Origin of the sequence: Xanthobacter pollutisoli, assembly GCF_040044995.1 — a bacterium.
Classification (GTDB): Bacteria; Pseudomonadota; Alphaproteobacteria; order Rhizobiales; family Xanthobacteraceae; genus Xanthobacter.
On record NZ_JBDZDP010000002.1, the window covers coordinates 466401 to 487708 of the forward strand.

Consider the following 21308-nt stretch of genomic DNA (forward strand, 5'->3'; position numbering starts at 1 on the left):
ACCGGATCATGGCCTTTGCCTGAGATGCCGCAAGTCCCATCCTCAGACGGTACCGCCCACCACGCGCTCGATGAAGTCGGCAATTAGGACCTTGAGGGCCTGCAGGGACGGCAAATCCATGAGCATTGCGACGTAGCCGCGGATATTATGATCGTTGATGGCGAAATTGATATAGAGGAACAGCACGATGCCCCCGTCCGGCGCGCTCGGCGCCAGATCGAACAGGCGGGTGCCGTCTCCCCTCAGCACTTCCGGCAGCGACATGGTGAGCGGGCGCTTCAGCATGTTCGCCATGGTGGCGAGGCAGCTGTTGAGCACCACGTTGCCGGTCTCGGCAAGGGCCTCGTCCTCCATCGCCGCAGCATCGTCGGGGGAAAGCTGGTCCCGCGTCACGGCCCGCACCAGCGCCATGCTGTTGGACTGGGGGAAGATCAGCAGTGCCCGGCCGGAGAAGACGCCCTCGAAATCCTGCCGGACCGCCACGAGCTCGCCGCTCTCCCGTTCGCCGATGAGCGTCGCGGCACCGCCGCGGGTCATGATCTCCACGGCCGGGACCGAGAGCAGCACCTGCTCGTCCACCATCTTGCGGAGATTCGCGGCGGCCCGGCTGACGCCGATGTTGACCAGCTCGGTCAAGGCGTCGCGCTCGAGATCGTTCAGCAGCACCTGCTGTGTCATTTTTTCGTCGATCTGAGGCGGAGGGCCGCGCCGGAGAGGAAGCCGCGCAACCCGTCCTCGGTGATGGGCTTGGGGATGAAGGTCGCGCTCGTTGCCCGCGCCCGCGCAATGATCTCGTCCTGCACGTTGGCGGTGGCGATGGCGATGGGCATGTCGGGAAAGCGCTTGCGCAGGTCTTCGGCCAGGCCCAGGCCATCGCGGCCGGGCATGTTGTAATCGAGCACGATCACGTCGACCGGCTGCGCGTCGACCACCTCCATGGCCTGGTCGCCGTTGCCGGCCTCGGCGACGGTCCAGTCGGGCTGCAAGGCGGTGATGGCCTTGGTCATGACGATGCGCGCCAGCTTGCTGTCGTCAACGATGAGAACGGTCGTCCCCATGGGATGCTACTCCTCCATCCCGTATGCGCGTCGGCCCAGCGCTCCGGCTTGTTCGCGCCGCCGCCGATCCGCGAGCGCAGGCAGGAGATGATCCCGCATGAAAGCATCGGCAGGTGTGCCGATCACGTCCGGCTGGAACGCCAGTAGGACCTGGACGACGGCCGAATGCATCTGATTGCAGGCCGAAACGTCCACCGCAGCCTCGCCATTGCTCTGCAGCAGCAGGGTCAGCGTCTCCGCTTCCTCCACCCGGCAAGGCCCTTCCAGGCGGATGATCCCGTCGGCGAACGCGATGGTCACAGCACAAGCTCCGGCAGATCGAGAACCATGAGCACGCTGCCGTCGCTGGAAAGGCATGTCCCGAGCACGCCGGGCGCTCCCGCCAGCAGGCCGTTCATGGGACGAACGGCAGCCGTCATGCGATCGGCAATCCTGTCGACGGAGAAGCCCACGAGTTCTGTCTGCACCCACGCGATCACGATAACGCCCGCTGCGGCTGTCGTGTCGGCCGCCCCGAGGAGCCCCGCCAGTTCAACCACCGGTATCACCTGATCGCGAAGGCGAAAAGCCTTTCCAGACCGGACGGGGATGATCTGGTCCGGCCGGATTCGGACGGTTTCCACCACATTGTCCAGGGCGAGACCAAAGCGCTCGCCCCCGCATATAACGCTCATGACCTGCGTCAGGATCCGCGTGACCGGCAGCATCATTCGCATCGAAGAGCCGTGGCCCTTGCGGCTGGTGACGGACACCTTGCCGCCGAGCTGGCGCGCGCTGTCCTGAACCACGTCCATGCCGACACCGCGGCCGGAGACCGCGCTCACGCCATCGGCCGAGGAGAAGCCCGGAATGAAGATCATGGCGATGGCGGCCTGATCGTCCATCGCTTCGGCGGCTTCGCGAGTCGTCAGCCCGCGCGCGACGGCGAGCTCGCGGATGCGGGCCGGATCGATGCCGGCGCCATCGTCCTCAACGGTGATCACCACCTGGTCGCCGGCGATGCTGGCGGTGAGCCGCAGCACGGCGATCTCCGGTTTGCCGGCCTGCCGGCGCCGGGCCGGGGACTCGACGCCGTGGTCCACTGCGTTGCGCAGCAAGTGGAGCAGCGGCTCGAAGATGCCGTCCACGATGGTCTTGTCCACCTCGATGTCGCCGCCCTCAATCTCCAGCGTCACGGTCTTGCCGAGGGAGCGCGCGATCTCGCGCACAAGGCGGGGAAAGCGGGCGAACACGCCGCCGAGGGGCAGCAGCCGCACCTTGCCGACGGCGGCGTGCAGGTCATTGACGAGGCGTTCCAGCTCGGCCTGGCGCGCCCTCAGGGTCTGCCCCGGCGTCTGCCCGCCCGGGAGATCCTCTACCAGCCCTGCCAGCTCGGCCATGGTGTTCTTGACGATCACCAGCTCGTCGGCGAGATCGGCGAGACGATCGACCCGTTCGGCATCGACGCGCAGCGTGCGCCGCGCCGTCGCGTCCCCCTCCGTCCGTTCGGGGGCAGCGACGCGCGCGATCTCCCGGATCTCGACCTGATCGGCCGTGAGCCGAAGCGCCGCCTCCACCTCCGCCCGCCCGGCGGAAGAGAGGGCGTCCAGGACGAGGTTGCAGGCGTAGGGATCATAATCCTCCAGCGGCCCGAAGGGCTCGCGCACCGCCACCTTCAGCGCCTGAAGGCCGGGCAGCGAAGCCATGAGGGCCACCGGGTCGTCGCCCATGAAATAGCTGTCGGGGGCCGGCACGTAGCGGATGGAGACGCCACCGCGGCCATCGAACTCGGGTGCGATCCGAAGGGTATCGTCAAGGGTCGCGCCGCCCGGCCCGCCGTCGTCCGAGTTGCCGGCCAGCGTCTTCAGTCGCCGGCTTTCCACGGCTCCGACCCGGTCGGCGTCGTCGGGGAGCCGCCCCGTCTGGCGCAGGGCGTCGAGCCATCCCGCCACGAGGTCGATGGTTTCCAGCAGCGCGCCCACGTTGGCGAGGCCGGTCGTGCCGGCCCGGCGCCCTCCGCCCAGCAGATCTTCGGCCGCATGCAGCACGCGCTCCATGGGAACGAGGTCGAACAGGCCGGTGGAACCCTTGAGGGTGTGGAAAGCGCGAAAGCAGGCGTCGAAGGCGCTCTCGTCGTCGCCTTTGCGCGCGAGGACCGCAAGGGAGCGTTCGGCCACCACGATCTGCTCGCCGGCCTCGGTCAGGAACTGCGCCATGAGGTCGTCGCTCATGCGTCGGGACCGGTACGCTGGTAGACGATGGCATCCTCGAACCGGCGGACGAGGAAGCGATCGCTGATGCGGCTCATGGATTCGGTGTGGCCGAGGCAGAGATATCCGCCCGGGTTCAGCCGGTTGAACAGGTTTTCCGCCGTGCGCAGACGGGATTCGTCATCGAAATAGATGAGCAGGTTCCGACAGAAGATCACGTCGAACGTGCCGAGCCCGCCAAGAGTGCCCTCGTCCACCAAATTGGCCTGGGTGAAGCTCACCGAATCCTTCAGGTCGCGGATGATCCGCCGATGGCGGTTCACCTCCGGCTCGAAATAGGCATCGCGGACAGCGGGAGTGAGCCGCGACAGGGAGCGCTCGCCATAGAGTCCGTCGTGGGCGGCGTCGAGCGCGATGGTGTCGATGTCGGTGCCCACGATCTCCACATTGTAGGCATCTACCATCCGCCAGTTCTCGAGCAGCCAGATGGCGATGGAATACGCTTCCTCGCCGGTCGAGCAGGGCGCCGACCAGATCCTGATCTTATCGCCGGGCATGCGCGCGGCGGCGAGATCTGGCAGGAGCGAGCGGCTCAGGCAGGCCAACTGGTGCTCCTCGCGGTAGAAATAGGTTTCGTTGACCGTAAAGGCGTTGATGAGCTGTTCGCGCTCGCGGCTGTCGGCGCGCAGAAGATCGAAATAAGCGGCGAACCCGCTCGTACGCGTGATTGCGATCCGGTCGCGCAGACGCCGCTCGATATAGTAACGCTTGCTCTCGCCGAAGACCATTCCCGTATGGCGATAGAGAAAATCGCAGACCCGCCGCAGATCGTGGGGGTTCAGCCATTCGGCCTCGGGCGTGGGGGCGGCGCTCATCCGGCCGGCACCATTCTGACGATCCGGTCGGCGATGTCGCCCACCGGGGCGATCACCTCGGCGCCTCCGGCCATGACCAGCTCGCCCGGCATGCCCCAGACGACCGCGCTTTCCTCCGCCTCGGCGATGGTGCGCCCCCCGGCGGAGTAAAGGTCCTTCATGGTGCGCGCGCCGTCGTTGCCCATCCCCGTCATCAATACGCCCAGCAGCCGCTTCGGCGGGACGAGGGCCGCGGCGCTCGCGACGAGGCGGTCCACGCTCGGGTGCCAGCGATGCTCCGGGCTCGCCGGCGTCGGCAGGACGACGAGCTCGCCGCGGCGCTTGCTGACGATCATGTCGGCATCGCCCCGCGCCACATAGACGGTGCCGGTTTCCACGAGGGTCGGCCGGGTGACCTCCACCACGCGCAGGGCGCACAGGCCGTCGAGCCGCTGCGCAAGAGAGGCGGTGAACGACGCCGGCATATGCTGCGCCACCAGAATGGGCCAGGGAAAGTCGGCAGGCAGGCCGGACAGCACCGTGTCGAGGGCGGGCGGCCCGCCGGTGGAGGTGCCGATGATGACCAGCCCCTGCCCCGAGGGGTCCCTGGAGGGTTCGGTGGCGGGGCGACGGGGCGGCAGCTGAGGCCGCGGTTCAAGCCTGCCCCGGTTGCGGGCGCGGACGCGCTCGGTGAGCCGATGGGTGCGCCGCAGGCGCGCCGATGCCGCCATGCGCACCTTCTCCACCAGGACCGGGGCGAAGAGGTCGATGGCGAGCGACACGGTGCCGGTCGGCTTGGGTACGAAATCGACGGCCCCCATCTCCAGCGCCGCGAGCGTCTCCTCCGCGCCGTCCGTGGTTACGGCGGACAGCATGACCACCGGGCACGGACGTTCCACCATGATGCGGTCGAGGCATTGCAGCCCGCTCATGCGGGGCATCTCGACATCCAGCGTCACCACGTCGGGCTGGAAGGCGTGCAGCTGAGCCAGGGCCTCGCTTCCGTCGCGCGCGAAGGCGATCTCGAAATCCCCTTCCGCCTGGAACAGATCGCCGAGGACGCGGCGCACCAGAGCTGAATCGTCGACGATCAAAATCTTGGTCACGGTGGGTCTGATTTGGTCACGGCGTTTCCGACTTGGCGGCGAGGTCATGGAGAAGGTCCGCCTCGGCGCGCGCCAGGAGGGCCTTCGGGTCGATGAGCAGGATGACGTCCCCCGCGCCGCTGCCTTCCGCCGAGGCAGCGCGATCGAACAAACGTCGGCCGTCATCGGCAAGTTCCGGCGCGCTCATGACCTCGGACGCATTCACCTCGAGGATGCGGGACACACCATCCACCGCAAAGCCGGCCTGCAACTGGCCGATCGTCACCACCACGACACGCCGGCTGTGCCGGTCCCCCTCCCCTGTCACCGAGAACCGCCGGCGCTGGTCGATGACCGGGATCACCTTGCCCCTCAGGCTCATGAGGCCCAGCACATAGTCCGGGGCCCGGGGCAGCCGCGTCAGCGTCTCGGGCAGGCGGACCACCTCGTCCACCGCCGACAAGGGCAGGCCGTAGCTTTCCGCGCCAAGGGAGATCATCAGAAAGCGCTCGCGGGCCACCTGCGACATCGTCGGCGCCATCTCCACTTCCCTCCGTTCGCTCGTCTCGGCGAGGAGCCGGGCGACGCGCGCATCGGCGAAGACGCTCTGGGGCGTCAGGATGGATACGAGGCCCCCCGCGTCGGCCAGCCGCAGGACCGAGACGATCCGCGCCTCGCCGGCAGCACGATTGAACAGGGTCGGGGCCGGGCTCACCATCTCGGGCGCCGCCCGCAGGATCACGCTGAGCTGGTCGACCAAAAGGCCCACGCTCTGGCCGTGGAGCCGCACGACGATCACCTTGTCGCTCGGCCGCACTTCGCGCTCGGGAAGGCCGAGCAGCGCGCGCAGGCAGACCACCGGCAGGATCTCGCCACGCAGATCCATGACGCCGAGGAGCACGCTCTCCGCGCTGGGCAAGGCGCTGAGCGTAGTCGGCGCGCCCATCACCTGCGCCACGGCGTCGAGCGGCAGGGCATAGGACTGCCCGGCGAGGCTGAAGCCGAGGAAGGCCAGGGCCGGCGCCGCGGCCTCCGCCCTGCCCTTGCCCGCATGCGGCCCGCCCGCGGTGGCCGCCTTGTGAAAGCCGCTGAAATGCTCCCGCAGCGCCGCGTCGAGATCGAACCAGCGGCCGTTCTCGCCGTCGTCGATGCGCATCTGGGCCGGCGGGGCATCAGCCTCGGCCGCGGCAGCGCCGGCGCCGAGCTTCTCCACCGCGTCCACCGCGACGCCCATGCCGGGATTGCCCCGCAGCACCACCACCCACCGGCTCTCGGAGGCGGCGGAGGCGCCGAGCAGGCGCCCGAGGGAGACGACGGGCAGCACGGCGCCGCGCATCTGCATCACCCCCAAGAGCGCCGGCGGGCCGTGCGGCACGCGGGTGAGACGCGGGCCGCGGATGACCTCGCCCACGGTGGCGGAATCAATGGCGATGTGATGGCCGCCCGCATGGACGGAGAGGCGCCGGGCCGTGGCGGTGGCGGCCACGCTAGCGGGTCTCGGCCAGCTGGAGCTCGTTGGCCAGCGAAGCGATCTCCTCGATGGCGGCGGCGAGATCCTCGGCGCTCTGCGACTGCTGGCGCGCTGCGGCGGCGGCCTGGTTGGCGGCACCGCTGGCTTCCTCGGCGGCGGCGGCGATTTGCTGGATGCCCGCCACCACCTGGGTCGTGGTGCCCAGGATCTCCTGCGCGCTGCGGGCGCTCTCCTCCGCCCCGGCCTTCAGGGCCGCCGTCTCGGCAATGACCCGCGCGAGGCGCTCGCCGGTGACGCGGTTGCGGCTCAGTTCGGCCGCCGCGAGGGCATTGATCTGGTCCACCTCGCGGCGGACCTTGGCGATCTGCCCGAGGATGTCGGCCACATGGTCGTTCATCACGGTGGCGTTGTGGGAGGCATCGCGCGCGAGGGTGCGCACGTCGCCGGACACCACGGCGAACCGGCCGCCGGCCTCGCCGGCCCGCGCCGCCTCCACCGCCCCGCTCATGGCCAGCATGGTGATCTGGATGGCGAGGAGGCCGAGGCCGTCCGCAAAGCGGGCGATGGAGCCCGCGAGCGACTGCAGATCGTCCAGCGTGCCCATGACCGTTTCGCTCTCGTCCACCGTCTTGCCGACGCCCTCCACGAGGCGCTGCACCGCTCCGGCGCAATCCCCCAGCATCCGGGCCACAAGATCGGTGCGCTCCACGCTGGCCTTGGCATTGGCGCTGGAATGGCGGGCTGACTTCTCGATCTCCTCCATGGCGGCGCTCGCCTGCTGGGTCGCGGCCGCCTGCAGCTGCGCGCCCCGGCTGATCTGATCGATGGCGACCAGGATTTCGCCCGCGGCACCCGACAGCTCCTGCACCATGGCGGAGAGTTCCTCGGCATCCTCCACCGCGCGGGCCGCGCCATTGGCGGCCGCGTCCCCGCCGACGAGCTTCTCCACCGTCACCGCGAGCGATTGCGAAGCGGCCTGGCTGCGACTGAGCGACTGTTGCTGCTGCAACACCGCGCGCTGCGCCTCGGCGGCGGCCGCCGCCTGCTCCTCGGCGGCGCTGGAGACGCTCTCGGCGCCCCGCCGGCTTTCATTGACGGCGCCGAGGGCCTCCACCGTCGAGGTGAGCATGAAGCGGCTGTCGTCGCTCACCTTGGCCATCTCGGCACGCACGGCGGCCAGCGCCTCGTTGATGCGGGTGCCCGAGCCCGCCTCGGTCTCGGCCACCGCGGCGGCGGACTTCAGGCGATCGGCGAGGGTCCTCACCGTCTCGGCGACCCGGCCGGCAAGGGTGCGGATCTCGCTGGAGCGGTTCTCGGAGGTCTCGGCGAGGGCCCGGATCTCGTCGGCGATGACCGCGAAGCCCCGGCCCTCCTCCCCGGCCCGCGCCGCCTCGATGGCGGCGTTCAGCGCCAGCAGATTGGTCTGGTCGGCGATGTCGGCGACGGCGCTGGTGATGTCGCCAATGCGGGCGGCCTGGCCTTCCATCTGTTCGATGGTCGCGACCGTCACCATCTGCCGGCGGGCGTTGTGGATGACCGCGTCCACCGAGGCCTCGACGGCGAGCCCCTGCTCGATGAGAAGATCGTTCAGCGCCTCGGTCCGCTGCTGTCCGGCGGCGGATTGCAGGCGCACCTTCTCGAAGGCCTCGGCCATGGTGGTAATGGCCGCCAGCGATTCGTGGGCCGCGCCCGCCGCTTCCTCCGCCGCCGAGGCGATCTGCGCCATGGCGCGGCCGAGCTCTTCCGCAGCGCCGGCGGCTTCGCTGATGCCGCCCGCCAGTTCCACCGCCGCGGCCCCGATGCGCAGGTCCGCCGTCTCGCGGCGCGGGGCCGCCTTGCGGGCCACGATTCGCTTGGGAGGGGTCGACGCCGTGGCTTCGGCGGCGGGTTCCGCCTTGCGTCCCCGCGACCTGCCGGCGAGCGCAGTCGTTTTCACCAACGCCATTCGAGCCTCCGGCGCGCCGTACGATCCGACACGCGACTGTAATTGTGATGCTTAAGTCAGGAATGCCCTGATTGAAGCATAGCTGGAGCCTGGAACCTAGGCCCAGCATGACACCACCGCCGGCCCGAAGGATGGCGCGTGCACAGAGATAGTGATGGGATGCCTGCGGCGCTACTGGCTGGCGCCGATGGTGTCCGCCATGGTGGCGCCCCGCTCGCCCATGGGGAGCTCCGGCGCGGTCGTGGTGTCGCGGGCGGTCTGGTGCTCGATCTCCGCATTCAGCTCAGCGCCGAACAGGATCACGCTGAAGGAGAGCCACAGCCAGGTCATGAAGCCCACCACCGCGCCAAGCGAGCCGTAGGTCTCGTTGTAGGTGCCGAAATGGCCGACATACCAGGAGAACCCGACCGACACGCCAAGCCAGAGCACGGCCGCGACCAGGCTGCCGAGGCTGAGCCAGGTCCAGCGCGCGGGCTCGCGGCAGGGGCCGTAGCGGTAGATGAAGGTGATGAGCGCCGCCACCGTGAGCGCCAGCACCGGCCAGCGCAGCAGCGAGATCAGCCATTCTGAATAGGTATCGAGATAAAGCACCTTCATGAGGATGGGCAGCGCCACCACCACCGCCAGGGCGATGCACGCGAATACCACCGCCGCCAAGGTAAAGCCCAAGGTGAGCAGGGTGAGGGAAATAATGGAGCGGCGCTCCTCCTCCTCGTAGGCGATGTTGAGGGCCTCGATGAGAGCCTTGGTGCCGGCATTGGCGCTCCACAGCGCGACGCCGAAACTGATGAGGAATCCGAAGCCCAGCGTCGCCGAGCCGTGGGCCATGACCCGCAGGGCCTGGTCCTTCATCACCTCGATGGCGCCGGAGGGCAGGAACCACGTGGCCGCGTCGAGCTGGTCGCGCAGCACCGCGGGATCGAGGAACAGGCCGTAGAGGGAGACCAGCGCGCTGATGGCGGGAAAAACTGCAAGCAGCGCGTAGAAGGCGACGCCGGCCGACAGGCTCAGGATGCGGTCCTGCATGAATTCATGGACGGTGCGGATGGCAATGTCGCGCCAGCCCTTGAGCGGAATGGCGATGGGCGTGTCGGCGTTGCGGCCCCGATCATGTTCAAGACTCTGCGCCCGGACATCCACCGCACGGCCCTCGATCCATGGGCGGCGGACTTGTTCCGCCCCTGAATGGACCAACGGGGCGCAACGGAAAGAGTTTCATGGTTACGCAATAGTTCCGGGCCGGCGCGCGTCCGGCGCAACACGCCCCGCTCGCTACGGCTCGGCCGGCGGGACGTGATGACCTGGACCCGCCTGGAGCCAGGCGAGGACGAGGGTATAGCCCAGCGCCAGCACCACGGGTCCGACGAACAGGCCCAGCACCCCCGACGACAGGAGCCCCCCGATGGCGCCGATGAACACCACCAGCATGGGCACGTCGACCCCCCGGCCGAGCAGGAGCGGCCGCAGGATATGCTCGATGAGCGACACGCCGGCGCACCAGACCGCGAAGATCACGGCCGGCACCGGGGCGAGAATTGTGAACGCGTAGATCGCCACCGGCACCAGCACCAGAGCGAGCGGCAGCTGCACGATGGCGACGATGAGGCACAACAGTGCCAGCAGGCCGGCCGCCGGGATATCCGCCACCAGGAAGCCGAGGCCGGCGAGCAAAGCCTGGATGAGGGCGACGCCGATGATGCCCTTGGTGACGCTGCGGATGGTGCGCACCGCCAATTCCGCATAACCGAGCCCGCCCGAGCCTGCGAGGCGGGTGGCGACGTCCCCGGCGATCCTCTGGCCGCTCGCCGCATTGGCCATCAGCACGGCCGCCACGAAGATGGCGATGATGAATTCCGCGAGCCCCAGAAGCACCCCGGTGGCCGAGCCAACCATCCAGCGGCCCGCCCAGGAGAGCTCGGACGCCACCGAGCCGATGGCCTGATCGAGATTGGTGGAGGCGAGCAGCCAGAAGCGGTTGAGCGGGTCCCCCACCAGGAACCAGGTCTTCACCGTCTCCGGCGGCGGCGGCACCCGCAGCGTGCCGTCGGCGAGGTGATGGGAGAGCATCTTCAGGCTCGCCACCAGCGTGTCGGTGAGCAGCACCGCCGGCAGCACCAGCACGGCAAGGGCGAGGAGGACGAAAAGGCTCGCGGCCGCGGCCGTCCGTCCGTGCAGGGCGGCGCACAAGCGCACGAACACCGGGTGGGAGGCGATGGCGATGATGAGCCCCCACAGGAGCGGCGTCAGGAACGGCCGCACGATGGTGAAGCACCACCCGAAAAGCAGCGCCAGCGTGCCGAAGCGCAGCGCCAGCTGCAGCACCGGTCCGAATGATGTGTCGCTGGCGTCCTTCTGCTGCCCGTCCATGCCGTTCTCCCGCGCCCTAGGTGTCGCGAGATCGCCGCCGGGTCAAGAAGCGGACGTCCGAGCATCGCTCCGCTGGCGTCCGGCCGTGCCCGTCCGCCATGGCCGGCCGATTGCATCAGGGGCGTCGGCGGCGTCCCCCTGGGTGGGGACGCCGGACCATGAAGCAACAATGCAAATCAGGCGAGGACACACAATGTCCGACCACAAGGTCACGGTGGAGCAGCTGCCTAACGGCAAATGGGCGTGCTTTCTGCACCTCACGGGACATGATGAGCCCATCAATCTCGGCCGCGAATTCAAGAATGACGAGCAGGCGGAGAACTGGCTGAACGTGTCGGAATCCGTCACGGCCATCGAGATGATGATCCGCAAGTACAAGAAGTGACATAGGCTGTCGGGGTTCGGACAGCCCATGCGACAGCGGACAGGGGGCGGCAGTCCCGTCCCTGCGCCCCTCAGGGGGTGCAGGTTGCCGCCGCCGCCTGTCCCTCGGGCTCGCCCCAGCCGTTCTGCGGCAGGTTTTCGAACGGCGGCCCGAACTCCTGCTTCAGCATGGTCAGCGCGGTCGGCTTGCCCGTGGCCTGGTCGAAATCGATGATCCAGAAATAATCGTAGGTGTCTCCGGGCCAGTTGTCGGGCACGCCCGGCAAAGCGGCCAGACCCAGCAGGTCGTAAAGAGTTACCGCCGGAACGGTCCCCGGCGCCGACCCGCCTGCGCCGGCGGCGGATGTCTTCACGTTCAAGTTCGGCTTGGTGATGTGGTCGTGCTCCCAATTGACCACCAGCGTCTGGCCGGCCCACTCGGGCCGCTCCAGCATGTCGCGGGCGGCCTCGCGGGTGCGCTGGTTCAGCCGCTCGTTCACGATCACGAAGCGGCCGTCCACCATCTCCGGCATCACCGCATAGAAGGTGACCGGCATGCCCCACGAATCCGCCACCGGGTAGATGGTTTCCAGCGTGTGGAGGGAGATGCCGAGGATCGCCTTGGGGGTCTCGCCGGGCCGGAACAGGGATTTCTGCGCATCCTTGCCGATGTAATAGGCCGCCAGCGCCCGCGCCCGTTCCCGGCCGATGTCGCAGAGGATCCAGGGTCCGCCCTTCTCCCCATGGCGCAGCAGGATGATGCGCGCCGGAGCGGCGGTCGCCGGAAGCGCCGGCAGGAGGAGAGAGAAAAGCAGGCCGCATAAGGCCGCGACGCGCCAAGCCACCCCACGCATCTCACGACTCCGCCGGAATCAGTCGAACAGGCTAAACATGCTGCGCGCGACGATACCAGTTCCCGCGCCCCGTGGCCCGGCGGGCAACGCCCCCTTCACAGGGAAAGGCGAACATGCTTCAAGGCGGCAGCCGGCGCGTCTTGATCCGGCTTCATGCGGGACGACGCCATGGCGGAGATGAGCTTCGGGACGAGCGGCTATGCGGGTGCGCTGCTGCTCGCGCTGATCGGGACGGCGGGGATGCAGGCGGTGGCGCAAAGCTCGCAGCAGCGCATCGTCGTCACGCCGCGGGTGATCCATCTGCCCGTCATCCCGCAGGGCAATTATCTCGATCCCGGCCCCGGCGCGCCGATCCGTCCCGACGTGAAGATCGGCGACGACCGCAACGAGGACTACGTCTTCCCGCCGGATCTCACGGGCGGCTACGGCTCCGGCCCGCCCGGCGATCCCACCAACAACGGCCAGTGGAGCCCGCTCGACGGCGACACGCCGAGCTTCTGAGCGGCTGCTCGGCCGGCCTGCCGGACTGGATGGACAGGTATCGAGAATGGCCGGGCTCGCCCGGCCATTTTTTGTGCCGATGCGCATCGCTCCAAACAAAAGAAAACGGCGGGGGAAGCCCCCGCCGTCCTCGAAAAAACGATCCCTCGTTCTGCAGCGCGATCAGCGCTTGGAGAACTGGAACGAACGGCGGGCCTTGGCGCGGCCGTACTTCTTGCGCTCGACCACGCGGCTGTCGCGGGTCAGGAAGCCGCCCTTCTTGAGCGGGCTGCGCAGCTCCGGCTCGTAATAGGTCAGCGCCTTGGAGATGCCGTGACGCAGCGCGCCGGCCTGGCCCGAGAGGCCGCCGCCGGAAACGGTGCAGACCACGTCATACTGGCCTTCGCGGGTCGCGGCCTGGAACGGCTGGTTGATCATGAGGCGCAGCACCGGGCGGGCGAAATACACCTCAATGTCGCGATCATTCACCGTGATCTTGCCGGTGCCGGGGCGGACCCACACGCGGGCGACCGCGTCCTTGCGCTTGCCGGTGGCATAGGCGCGGCCGTACTTGTCCAGCTTCTGCACATGCACGGGGGCTTCGGGCTGGGCCGAGACGTTGGCGGCGCCGAGGGCGTCGAGGGACTGGAGAACCTCGGCCATGTCAGTTCCTCACGTTCTTGCGGTTGAGCGACGCCACGTCGAGGGCGACCGGCTGCTGGGCCTCGTGCGGGTGGGTCGGTCCCTTGTAGACGCGCAGATTGCCCATGATCTTGCGGCCGAGCGGGCCGCGGGCGAGCATGCGCTCCACCGCCTTCTCGATGACGCGCTCCGGGAAGCGGCCCTCGAGCACGAACTTCGCGGTGCGCTCCTTGATGCCACCCGGGAAGCCGGTGTGATGGTAATAGACCTTCTGGTCCTTCTTGCGGCCCGTGAACACCGCCTTCTCGGCGTTGACCACGACGATGTTGTCGCCGCAATCCACGTGGGGCGTGTAGATGGGCAGGTGCTTGCCCTTCAGGCGCATGGCGATGATCGTGGCGAGACGGCCGACGACGAGGCCGCTGGCGTCGATCACCACCCACTTCTTTTCGATTTCGGCAGGCTTGGCCGAATACGTCTTCATGGGATCGTTTCCGAATGAGAAAGTCGGACGGCCCGGCCCGGAGGCAAGGCGACATCCGACGATGCACGGCTTCTAGAGGAGCCGCGCGCACGCGTCAATGCGTTCGAAGCGAGAATTCATACGCAAAAACAATAACTTGTAAAAATGGTGCCATAACACCATCAAAAATGCGACGTTTTCCCATGACCTTGCCCTATGCGGCCGCGCGTCCGAGCGCTTCCATGCGCGCCAGCCACGCCGTCCGCCGCGCCTGCCCGGCCTGCTCCACCGCGCCGATCACCGTGCTGCGCACCGGCGCCATGCCGGTGCAGCCGAGGACGTTGCGGGTGAGCGCCGAAAGGCCCGCCGAGAGGAACCACAGGCGGAACACCGCGGCAGGCATCCCCATGGTGACGACGACCCGGGCCGAGCGGCCCTTCAGCCGCGCGCGCGTCCGGCCGCCCGGCAGATAGTCGAAGGCGAAGCCAGGCCGCATCAGCTGCTCCAGGAAGCCCTTCAGCAGCGCCGGCATGCCCCCGAGCCACAGGGGAAAGAAGATCGCAAGGTGGCCCGCCTCCTCCAGCGCCCGGCGGGCCTCCGCGAGGGCAGCGGGCAGCGGGGCGGAGAGAAAGTCCTCCTGCGAGCGCAGCATCTCGAAGGGCAAGGCACCCACCTCCACCCTGAGCACGCGATGGCCCGCCGCGGCGGCGCCGGCCGCATAGGAATCGGCGAGGGCGTGGCAAAGATGCCCCCCGGCCGGATCGGGATGGCCTTGCAGAATCAGGATCGTGGTCATGGGGCGCCGCTGCTGCGTCCCCCGGGAGACGGACGCTTGTCGCATCCCTAGACCGTCCGGTCCCGTCCGTCCTTGACCCGGATCAGGCGGGGCGGTCGGGGATAGAATAGGTGGCGACGCAATGGGCCACCAGTTCGTCGTCCCCCGGCCCGCGCAGCCCCACCTCGCCCACCGCAAGGCGCTTGCCGAGCTTGATGAGCCGCGCGTCGGCGAAGAGCGGCCCGGGCGCGGGCTTGCGCAGGAAATTGATGGAGAGATTGGTGGTCACCGCCAGCGGGACCGGGCCGATCTGGCCGAGCAGGGCGACGTAGACCGCCACATCCGACAAGGTCATCATGGCGGGGCCGGAGATGGTGCCGCCGGGCCGCAGGTGGCTCTCGTCCGCGTCGAGCCGCACGGTGGCCGTATTGCGCCCTACCCGCTCCACATGGTGCGGGCGGCCGGGTCCGAAGGCCTGCGGAAATTCGCGGACGAGGAAGGCCGTCAGCTCCTTCACGCTCATCACCCACTCGCGCGTTGCGTCCCTGCCTTCCGCCATGCCTTCCGCTCCCGCCTCGCCGGCTCGCGCCGGCCGCCGCTTGTGAATAGGATAGAAGCGGAAACGTCAAACCGGGAAACCCAAGGCCCATGACCGTTCATGACATGTCCGCCGCCATGGCCTCCACAGCGCCGGTGCTGGTGGATCACCGCGACGGCGGCGTCGCCACCCTCACGCTGGCGCGGCCGGCGCAGCGCAATTCGCTGTCCGAGGCGATGATGGCGGGCCTCACCGACGCGCTCGCCGCTATCGCGGCCGATGCCTCGGTGCGCGCCGTGGTGCTGGCGGCGGAAGGGCCGGTGTTTTCGGCCGGGCACGATCTGAAGGAGATCCAGGCCCATCGCGGCGACGCCGATCGCGGCCGCGCCTATTTCGAGGATGTACTGAAGCGCTGCGCCACGCTGATGACCGCCATCGTCCGCTTGCCCCAGCCGGTGATCGCCGCTGTGGAGGGCATGGCCACCGCCGCCGGCTGCCAGCTGGTGGCGAGCTGCGACCTCGCCGTGGCGGGGGAGAAGGCGCGCTTCTGCACGCCGGGGGTCAACATCGGCTTGTTCTGTCACACGCCCATGGTGGCGGTGTCGCGCAATCTCGCCCGCAAGCACGCCATGGAGATGCTGCTGCTTGGCGAGTGGGTGGAAGCCGAGGACGCCCGCCGCATGGCCCTCGTCAACCGCGTGGTGCCGGCCGGCGCGGCGCTTGCGTCCGCCCAGGCCTTGGCCCGCACCATCGCCGAAAAGTCCCAGGTGCCGGTGAAGCTGGGCAAGGCCGCCTTCTATGCGCAGGCGGAGATGGGCCTCGACGATGCCTATGCCTATGCCTCCCGCGTGATGGCGGAGAACATGCTGGCCCGCGATGCGGACGAGGGCATTTCCGCCGTCCTCGCCAAGCGCCCGCCCCACTGGGAAGACCGCTGAGCACCATCGGCGCCGAGTCGCGTTTACGAAGCATCAACCATAATCGGGCATTCCTTGGGGAAGCTGGCGCGCCTTGTGCCGGCTTCGCTGGGAGAGCGGCCCATGTCGCACCTCGATGCGGCGCAGACGAATGCAGCCGGTGTGCGCAGCGCAAGCTGGGCCTCGGCGCGCGCCTTCCGCTTGAGCCCCTGGCAGACCGCCTGGATCGGTTTCGCCGTGCTGGTGCTGGCGAGCTTCCTGCCGTTGCGCTTCTCGGCCACCACCACGCTTGTCTTTGACGTGGGCGCCCAGCCGCCGGCCGCCGCCGTGCGGGGGGTGGCGCAGGTATTATCGTCCCGCGAGCTCGCCTATGACGCGGCCAGCCTGCTTTCGCCCGAGGATGTGCGGCGTATCGCGACCGGAGGCGTCGGCGGCTGGTTCGGCTTCGCACGGCGCGACGGAGAGGGCCGCAGCCCCGCCATCGGTGCCGCCTGGCGGCTCATGGAGCAGCTGGAGGTGGAGCCCGAGCAGGGCGGCCGGGCGCTGCGCCTTTCGGTTTCCGCTCCGACCCCCGCTCTCGCGGTGCGCGCGGCCGACGCCTACATCTCCGCTTTCCTCTCCCTCGACCGCGACGCGCGATCGGGGCAGGGCGAGGCACCGCGCCTGCCGCAGCTGCGCCGGGGGGAGGCCGGACGCGCCTTTCCCCTGCCGAACCCGCCGGGCCCCCTCGCCCTCGGGCTCCTCGCGGCGGCCGCCGTGCTCCTCGTGATCGCCCGCCGGCACTGGTCCGCCGCACCCCAGACGGAAGGTCCTGTCGAGGGAACCGCCTTGCCGGTGGAGCTCGCCGGCACCCACCGGATCGCCTGGATCGGTGGCCCGGAAGGCGGCGGGATCGATCTCGCCGACGCGGTGGACCGGTTGCTGGCTCAGATCGGGCCGCCGGGTCGGGACAATGCGCTCATCGTCCTGACCTCCGACGCCTTGCACGAGGCCTCCGCCACCTGCGCGGTTGACCTTGCCCGCCGCCTGTCCGAGGACGCCGGGGTCGCCCTGGTGGCGCTGGACGGGGCAGCGGAAAGCCTCGCGGCCCTCGTCTCCGATCCCTGGGCGCCGGGCATGAGCGAACTGCTGTTCGGCGTCGCCGGTTTTGGCGAGACGATCCATCGCGATGTGCGATCGCGCGCCCATGTGATCCCGCCGGGACGCGACGCCCTCTCGGGGCCCGCCGTGGTGGGGGCGGAACGCCTCGCGCTGGTGCTGGAGGCGCTCAAGCGCACCTATGACTTCGTGGTGGTGGCGGCGCCGAGCCTTGCCGGAGCCCGCAGCGGGCACAGTCTCGCCGGCCTCGATCCGCTGGTGGTCTGCCTCAATCCCGACGACGCCCCGCCCACCGCGGCGGTGGAGAGCTTCGACGCGCTGGCCGACAAGCGCTTCGCCCGGGTGGTCATGGTGTGCCTCGCCACCGGCATCCGCACCGAGGCGGACGCGCCTGAGCATCCGGCCGCCCTGCCGCCGCCCTCCCTGGAGGCGGAACCCGCCGAGCCCGAGCGCCTCGCCGGCGCCGCCTGACACCTCTCCTCGACACGACGTCGCTGCCCGCGCCCGGCTTCACAGCCGGGTTTTTTGCGTCAGCGAGACCGAGAACAGTGCGCGGGCGTCTCATGTCAGTCCTGAAGATATGGCGATAAGAGCCCGACTTTTCAGGCGTTTTTGTCCGGCCGCTCCATCCACCGGATCAGGACGGCGGCGGGGATGACCCAGGCCATGCCGAGGATGATGTAGCAGACCGTCTGCAGCGCCCAGCCGAGTTCCGTCACCCGCCCCTGCGCCAGCGCCATGGCGGAGAGCGCCCACACCACCACCAGCACCAGCATCAGCACGGTGCCGACGAGCTTTCGCATCCGTTGGCGCATGGCTTCCACTCTCCTCGATATCGCTCGCGCGCAAGGCCGGCTGACGCGCGGGCATGCGGCACCCGTTCCCTTGCGCGGCGCTGCCGCCCTCTATAACGGATCGGACGGGAGGGGCCAGCGAACAGAACCGCGCATGCGGAGCCAGGATGCCATGTCGCACGCCGACGCCGTTTCCATCGCCGCCGACCGCCCACGCCCGGGACAGGGCGCCGTGCGCCTCTGGCTCTATGTGGTTGCGGCGATGATCGTCGCCATGGTGGTGGTGGGTGGCGCCACGCGGCTCACCGAGTCCGGCCTCTCCATCACTGAATGGAAGCCGGTGACCGGCGCCCTGCCCCCGCTGTCGCAGGCGGACTGGCAGGCCGAGTTCGACCGCTACAAGACCATTCCCCAGTACGAGATCCTCAACAAGGGCATGGGTCTCGAAGGCTTCAAGCGGATCTATTGGTGGGAATGGGGCCACCGCCTGCTCGGCCGCCTCATCGGCTTCGCCTTCCTCATTCCCTTCCTCTATTTCGTCTGGCGCGGCGTGCTGCGCGGTCCGCTGCTCCTCAAGTGCCTTGCCTTGTTCGCCCTGGGCGGCCTGCAGGGGGCGGTCGGCTGGTGGATGGTGGCCTCGGGGCTCACCGAGCGCGTGTCCGTCAGCCAGTACCGCCTTGCGATCCACCTCACCCTCGCCTGCATCATCCTCGCCGCGGTGGTGGCCGTGGCCCGCTCGCTGACGGGCGAAACGGCGCAGAAGGTGTCCCGCCGGGTGTTCGCCGTGGCGTCCGCGCTCGTGGGTCTGGTGCTGATGCAGATCTTCGCCGGCGGGCTGGTGGCCGGGCTCGACGCCGGCATGGCCTACAACACGTGGCCGCTCATGGATGGCGAATTCATCCCCGCCGCGAGCCGTCTCGCCGCAGCCGAGCCGTTCTGGCGCAACCTGTTCGAGAATGCGCTGACGGTGCAATTCGACCACCGCATGCTGGCCTACGCCTTGTGGGGCCTGGCGCTGCTCCACGCCCTCGATGCCACCCGCGCCGGTGGGCGGGCGGCGCGTCGGGCGTGGGTGCTGTTCGCCCTCGTGACGGGACAGGCGCTGCTCGGCATCCTCACGCTGGTGCACCAGGTACCCATCGACATGGCCCTCGCCCACCAGTTCGGCGCGACGGCGGTGCTGATCTTTACGGTGGTGCATGCCTATGGCCTGACCGCGCGCGAGCCCGCCGCCCGGTCCGCCTGAGCCTCAGCCCAGAAGGGCCGCCACGACCGGCGCCATCATCACGTTGAACAGGCCGGCCAGCACCATGACGAGGCCGGCGATGGAGCCTTCCTCGCCGCCGATCTGATGGGCGCGGGCGACCCCTGCTCCGTGCGCGCCCATGCCGAACAGGGCGCCGCGGGCGAGGGAGGAACGCAGCGGCATCACCTTCAGCACCACTTCGCCCAGTGCCGCGCCGCAGATGCCGGTGAGGATGACGAACACCGCCGTCAGGTCCGGCACGCCGCCGATGTCGCCGGACACCGCCATGGCGAAGGGCGTCGAGGTGGAGCGCGGCATCAGGCTCAATTGCAGCGCCTCGGACAGGCCGAAGGCATGGGCCATGGCGAGCGCGGTGCCCATGGCGAGGGCGCTTCCCACCACCACGCCCACCAGCAGCACCGGCCAGTGGCGGCGGATCAGCGCCCGCTGCTCGTAGATGGGAATGGCGAAGGCCACTGTGGCGGGCCCCATCATGAGCACCAGCCAGTGGGTGCCCCGGATGTATTCGGCGTAGCCGGCATGGAGGCTCAGCGCGACCGCTCCGACGCCCAGCGGCGTCAGCAGCAAGGGTGAGGTCCACCAGAAGCGCCAGCGCCCGCCGATGGCCCGCGCGGCCGCATAGCAGCCGATGGTGACGGCGGACCAGAACAGCGTCGCGACGAGCGGATGGCTTAGCGAAAGGTCAGGCATCGGCATGGCCGCCCCCCGGCAGCGCCGGTCGCGCCCACAGGCGCAGGCACAGATCGACGGCGAGCGCCGTGCCGGCCATCACCACCAGCGTGCCCAGCAGGATGACGGCGCCGATCTTCAGGCCGTCGAAGCCGATGAGCTCCTTGTGGTCCAGCACCGCCATGACCGCCGGGACGAAGAACAGCAACATCTCCGCGAGCAGCCACGACGCGCCCCGCCGGACGCTGGCCGGCCGCACCCAGCCGGTGGAGAGGAGCGCCAGCACCACGCCCATGCCCACGATGCCGCCCGGCACGGGCAGTCCGGTGACGCGCACCACGGCCTCGCCCACGCCCCAGAAGACGGCGAGAAGGGCGATCTGCATCAACATGCTGCGCTGCAATGCAGCGCGCATGGTGCGCAGCATGTTGCGCGGTAAACTATTGGAAGAATTAGCGAGGAGCGTGTTGAGGCGGAGCATGGGTGGGCACCTCCAGTGCCGACCTACGCAAGATAGGACGCAATGCATCATAATGAAAATGAATTGATTGCATGAAGTATATTCTGTATTGGCATATCATGGAATTACGGACGTTAAGGGCCTTCGTGGAAGTGGTGCGGCAGGGCGGCTTTTCCCCGGCCGCGAAGGTCCTGCACGCATCGCAGCCCACCATCTCAAAAGCGGTGAAGCAGCTGGAGGACGAGCTGGCCGTGCCGCTGCTCGACCGCATTGGCCACAAGAGCCAGCTCACCGCCGCCGGCGAGATCGTCTATCGCCGTGCCCTCATCCTGCTGACCGAACGCGACGGCCTCGTCGCCGAGCTGGACGATCTGCGTGGCCTGCGGCGCGGCAGCCTCCGCCTCGGCCTGCCGCCGCTCGGGGCCAGCACGCTGTTCGCGCCCCTGTTCGCGATCTATCGGGCGCGTTATCCCGGCATCGAGATCCGCCTCACGGAACACGGCTCCAAGCGGCTGGAGGAGATGCTGCTGGACGGCGAGGTCGAGCTTGCCGCCTCCCTGCTGCCCGCGAAGGACGGGTTCGACGCGCAAGCCGTCCGCTGCGAGCCGTTGATGGCGGTCCTCCCTCGCGACCATCCGCTCGCGGGGGAGGAGCGCGTCACCCTTGGCTCGCTGGCACCTTCCCCCTTCATCCTGTTCGAGGGTGGCTTCGCGCTCAATCAGGTGCTGGAGGAGGCGTGCGCCCGCAACGGCTTCGCGCCCCAGCTCGCGGCGCGCAGCGGGCAGACCGACTTCATCGTGGAGCTGGTGGCGGCGGGGCTGGGAATCGCCTTCCTGCCACGCACCATCGCCGCCCAGCGCGCGACGCCGGGCGTGTGCCTCGCCCTGCTCGACGAGCCGGGGACGGAATGGCACATGGCCATCGTGTGGCGGCAGGGGAGCTATCTCTCCCACGCCGCCCGCGCATGGCTGGACCTCACCCGCGAGGTCTACGGCGGCGGGGACGCTGCCTCCTGAGGC

24 protein-coding genes are annotated in these 21308 nt (G+C 69.1%); 6 read left to right on the forward strand and 18 right to left on the reverse strand.

Translation table 11 applies throughout. From position 1 onward, the window contains the following. Positions 1 to 42: 42 nt before the first annotated feature. The 10 genes from ABLE93_RS07545 to ABLE93_RS07590 form a co-directional block, all read right to left on the reverse strand. A complete protein-coding gene (locus ABLE93_RS07545) occupies positions 43 to 678 on the reverse strand; it encodes a chemotaxis protein CheX (RefSeq protein ID WP_348839038.1) in 636 nt (211 codons plus the stop codon). Next, positions 675 to 1058 (reverse strand): response regulator transcription factor, encoded by a 384-nt coding sequence (locus ABLE93_RS07550; protein ID WP_348839039.1) that lies wholly within the window; start codon positions 1056 to 1058, stop codon positions 675 to 677. Before ABLE93_RS07550 ends, ABLE93_RS07545 begins: the two co-directional genes overlap by 4 nt. A gap of 6 nt (positions 1059 to 1064) precedes the next feature. After that, positions 1065 to 1358 carry a hypothetical protein gene (locus ABLE93_RS07555; RefSeq protein ID WP_348839040.1) on the reverse strand — a complete coding sequence of 98 codons (294 nt, stop codon included), beginning with the start codon at positions 1356 to 1358 and terminating at the stop codon, positions 1065 to 1067. Further along, positions 1355 to 3268 carry a chemotaxis protein CheA gene (locus ABLE93_RS07560; protein ID WP_348839041.1) on the reverse strand — a complete coding sequence of 638 codons (1914 nt, stop codon included), beginning with the start codon at positions 3266 to 3268 and terminating at the stop codon, positions 1355 to 1357. Before ABLE93_RS07560 ends, ABLE93_RS07555 begins: the two co-directional genes overlap by 4 nt. Beyond that, on the reverse strand, positions 3265 to 4122 hold the full coding sequence (locus tag ABLE93_RS07565; RefSeq protein ID WP_348839043.1) for a CheR family methyltransferase: 858 nt from the start codon (positions 4120 to 4122) through the stop codon (positions 3265 to 3267). The genes ABLE93_RS07560 and ABLE93_RS07565 overlap by 4 nt, the downstream gene beginning before the upstream one ends. Further along, on the reverse strand, positions 4119 to 5207 hold the full coding sequence (gene cheB, locus ABLE93_RS07570) for a chemotaxis-specific protein-glutamate methyltransferase CheB (RefSeq protein ID WP_348839044.1): 1089 nt from the start codon (positions 5205 to 5207) through the stop codon (positions 4119 to 4121). Before cheB ends, ABLE93_RS07565 begins: the two co-directional genes overlap by 4 nt. A 16-nt stretch (positions 5208 to 5223) precedes the next feature. Then, the gene (locus ABLE93_RS07575; protein ID WP_348839046.1) at positions 5224 to 6672 is read right to left on the reverse strand and encodes a chemotaxis protein CheW; all 1449 of its coding nucleotides are present in this window, start codon (positions 6670 to 6672) and stop codon (positions 5224 to 5226) included. Between the two features lies 1 nt (position 6673). Beyond that, a complete protein-coding gene (locus ABLE93_RS07580; protein ID WP_348839048.1) occupies positions 6674 to 8602 on the reverse strand; it encodes a methyl-accepting chemotaxis protein in 1929 nt (642 codons plus the stop codon). Between the two features lie 171 nt (positions 8603 to 8773). Continuing rightward, positions 8774 to 9742 carry a YihY/virulence factor BrkB family protein gene (locus tag ABLE93_RS07585; RefSeq protein ID WP_348839049.1) on the reverse strand — a complete coding sequence of 323 codons (969 nt, stop codon included), beginning with the start codon at positions 9740 to 9742 and terminating at the stop codon, positions 8774 to 8776. Between the two features lie 132 nt (positions 9743 to 9874). After that, positions 9875 to 10969, reverse strand: a complete 1095-nt coding sequence (locus ABLE93_RS07590) for an AI-2E family transporter (protein WP_348839050.1) — start codon at positions 10967 to 10969, stop codon at positions 9875 to 9877. Positions 10970 to 11162: 193 nt separating this feature from the next. On the opposite strand from ABLE93_RS07590, the gene ABLE93_RS07595 reads away from it, so the two are divergent. Then, positions 11163 to 11354: a hypothetical protein gene (locus tag ABLE93_RS07595; protein ID WP_348839051.1), complete on the forward strand. Its 192-nt coding sequence runs from the start codon at positions 11163 to 11165 to the stop codon at positions 11352 to 11354. Between the two features lie 70 nt (positions 11355 to 11424). Here the strand turns inward: ABLE93_RS07595 and ABLE93_RS07600 are convergent, their stop codons facing one another. Next, a complete protein-coding gene (locus ABLE93_RS07600; protein WP_348839052.1) occupies positions 11425 to 12186 on the reverse strand; it encodes a histidine phosphatase family protein in 762 nt (253 codons plus the stop codon). A 153-nt stretch (positions 12187 to 12339) separates the two neighbouring features. Between ABLE93_RS07600 and ABLE93_RS07605 the strand changes: the two genes are divergently transcribed. Continuing rightward, on the forward strand, positions 12340 to 12687 hold the full coding sequence (locus ABLE93_RS07605; protein ID WP_348839053.1) for a hypothetical protein: 348 nt from the start codon (positions 12340 to 12342) through the stop codon (positions 12685 to 12687). A 162-nt stretch (positions 12688 to 12849) separates the two neighbouring features. Here the strand turns inward: ABLE93_RS07605 and rpsI are convergent, their stop codons facing one another. The 4 genes from rpsI to ABLE93_RS07625 all read right to left on the reverse strand — a co-directional run bounded on the left by rpsI (position 12850) and on the right by ABLE93_RS07625 (position 15105). Then, the gene (gene rpsI / locus ABLE93_RS07610; protein ID WP_348839054.1) at positions 12850 to 13329 is read right to left on the reverse strand and encodes a 30S ribosomal protein S9; all 480 of its coding nucleotides are present in this window, start codon (positions 13327 to 13329) and stop codon (positions 12850 to 12852) included. A 1-nt stretch (position 13330) separates the two neighbouring features. Next, entirely contained in the window at positions 13331 to 13792 is a 462-nt protein-coding gene (rplM, locus tag ABLE93_RS07615; RefSeq protein ID WP_348839055.1) for a 50S ribosomal protein L13, read from the reverse strand. Between the two features lie 193 nt (positions 13793 to 13985). Further along, on the reverse strand, positions 13986 to 14567 hold the full coding sequence (locus ABLE93_RS07620) for an NAD(P)H-dependent oxidoreductase (protein WP_348839056.1): 582 nt from the start codon (positions 14565 to 14567) through the stop codon (positions 13986 to 13988). 82 nt (positions 14568 to 14649) lie between these two features. Continuing rightward, on the reverse strand, positions 14650 to 15105 hold the full coding sequence (locus ABLE93_RS07625; protein ID WP_348839057.1) for a PaaI family thioesterase: 456 nt from the start codon (positions 15103 to 15105) through the stop codon (positions 14650 to 14652). A gap of 89 nt (positions 15106 to 15194) precedes the next feature. Here ABLE93_RS07625 and ABLE93_RS07630 point away from each other — a divergent pair, with 89 nt between their 5' ends. Both ABLE93_RS07630 and ABLE93_RS07635 read left to right on the forward strand, forming a co-directional pair. Then, a complete protein-coding gene (locus ABLE93_RS07630; protein ID WP_348839058.1) occupies positions 15195 to 16022 on the forward strand; it encodes an enoyl-CoA hydratase in 828 nt (275 codons plus the stop codon). Positions 16023 to 16124: 102 nt separating this feature from the next. Beyond that, complete coding sequence (locus ABLE93_RS07635; protein ID WP_348839059.1) at positions 16125 to 17570, forward strand: hypothetical protein; 1446 nt, start codon at positions 16125 to 16127, stop codon at positions 17568 to 17570. A 131-nt stretch (positions 17571 to 17701) separates the two neighbouring features. Here the strand turns inward: ABLE93_RS07635 and ABLE93_RS07640 are convergent, their stop codons facing one another. After that, positions 17702 to 17914 carry a DUF2842 domain-containing protein gene (locus tag ABLE93_RS07640; RefSeq protein ID WP_348839060.1) on the reverse strand — a complete coding sequence of 71 codons (213 nt, stop codon included), beginning with the start codon at positions 17912 to 17914 and terminating at the stop codon, positions 17702 to 17704. 151 nt (positions 17915 to 18065) lie between these two features. Between ABLE93_RS07640 and ABLE93_RS07645 the strand changes: the two genes are divergently transcribed. After that, positions 18066 to 19139, forward strand: a complete 1074-nt coding sequence (locus ABLE93_RS07645) for a COX15/CtaA family protein (RefSeq protein WP_348839061.1) — start codon at positions 18066 to 18068, stop codon at positions 19137 to 19139. A 3-nt stretch (positions 19140 to 19142) separates the two neighbouring features. Here ABLE93_RS07645 and ABLE93_RS07650 read toward each other — a convergent pair whose 3' ends face one another. Together ABLE93_RS07650 and ABLE93_RS07655 are read right to left on the reverse strand one after the other, a co-directional pair. Beyond that, a complete protein-coding gene (locus ABLE93_RS07650) occupies positions 19143 to 19856 on the reverse strand; it encodes an LrgB family protein (protein WP_510182989.1) in 714 nt (237 codons plus the stop codon). Beyond that, positions 19843 to 20256, reverse strand: coding sequence for a CidA/LrgA family protein (locus ABLE93_RS07655; RefSeq protein WP_348839357.1), 414 nt, complete (start codon positions 20254 to 20256; stop codon positions 19843 to 19845). The genes ABLE93_RS07650 and ABLE93_RS07655 overlap by 14 nt, the downstream gene beginning before the upstream one ends. A gap of 152 nt (positions 20257 to 20408) precedes the next feature. On the opposite strand from ABLE93_RS07655, the gene ABLE93_RS07660 reads away from it, so the two are divergent. Further along, a complete protein-coding gene (locus ABLE93_RS07660; protein WP_348839359.1) occupies positions 20409 to 21305 on the forward strand; it encodes a LysR family transcriptional regulator in 897 nt (298 codons plus the stop codon). Positions 21306 to 21308: the final 3 nt, after the last annotated feature.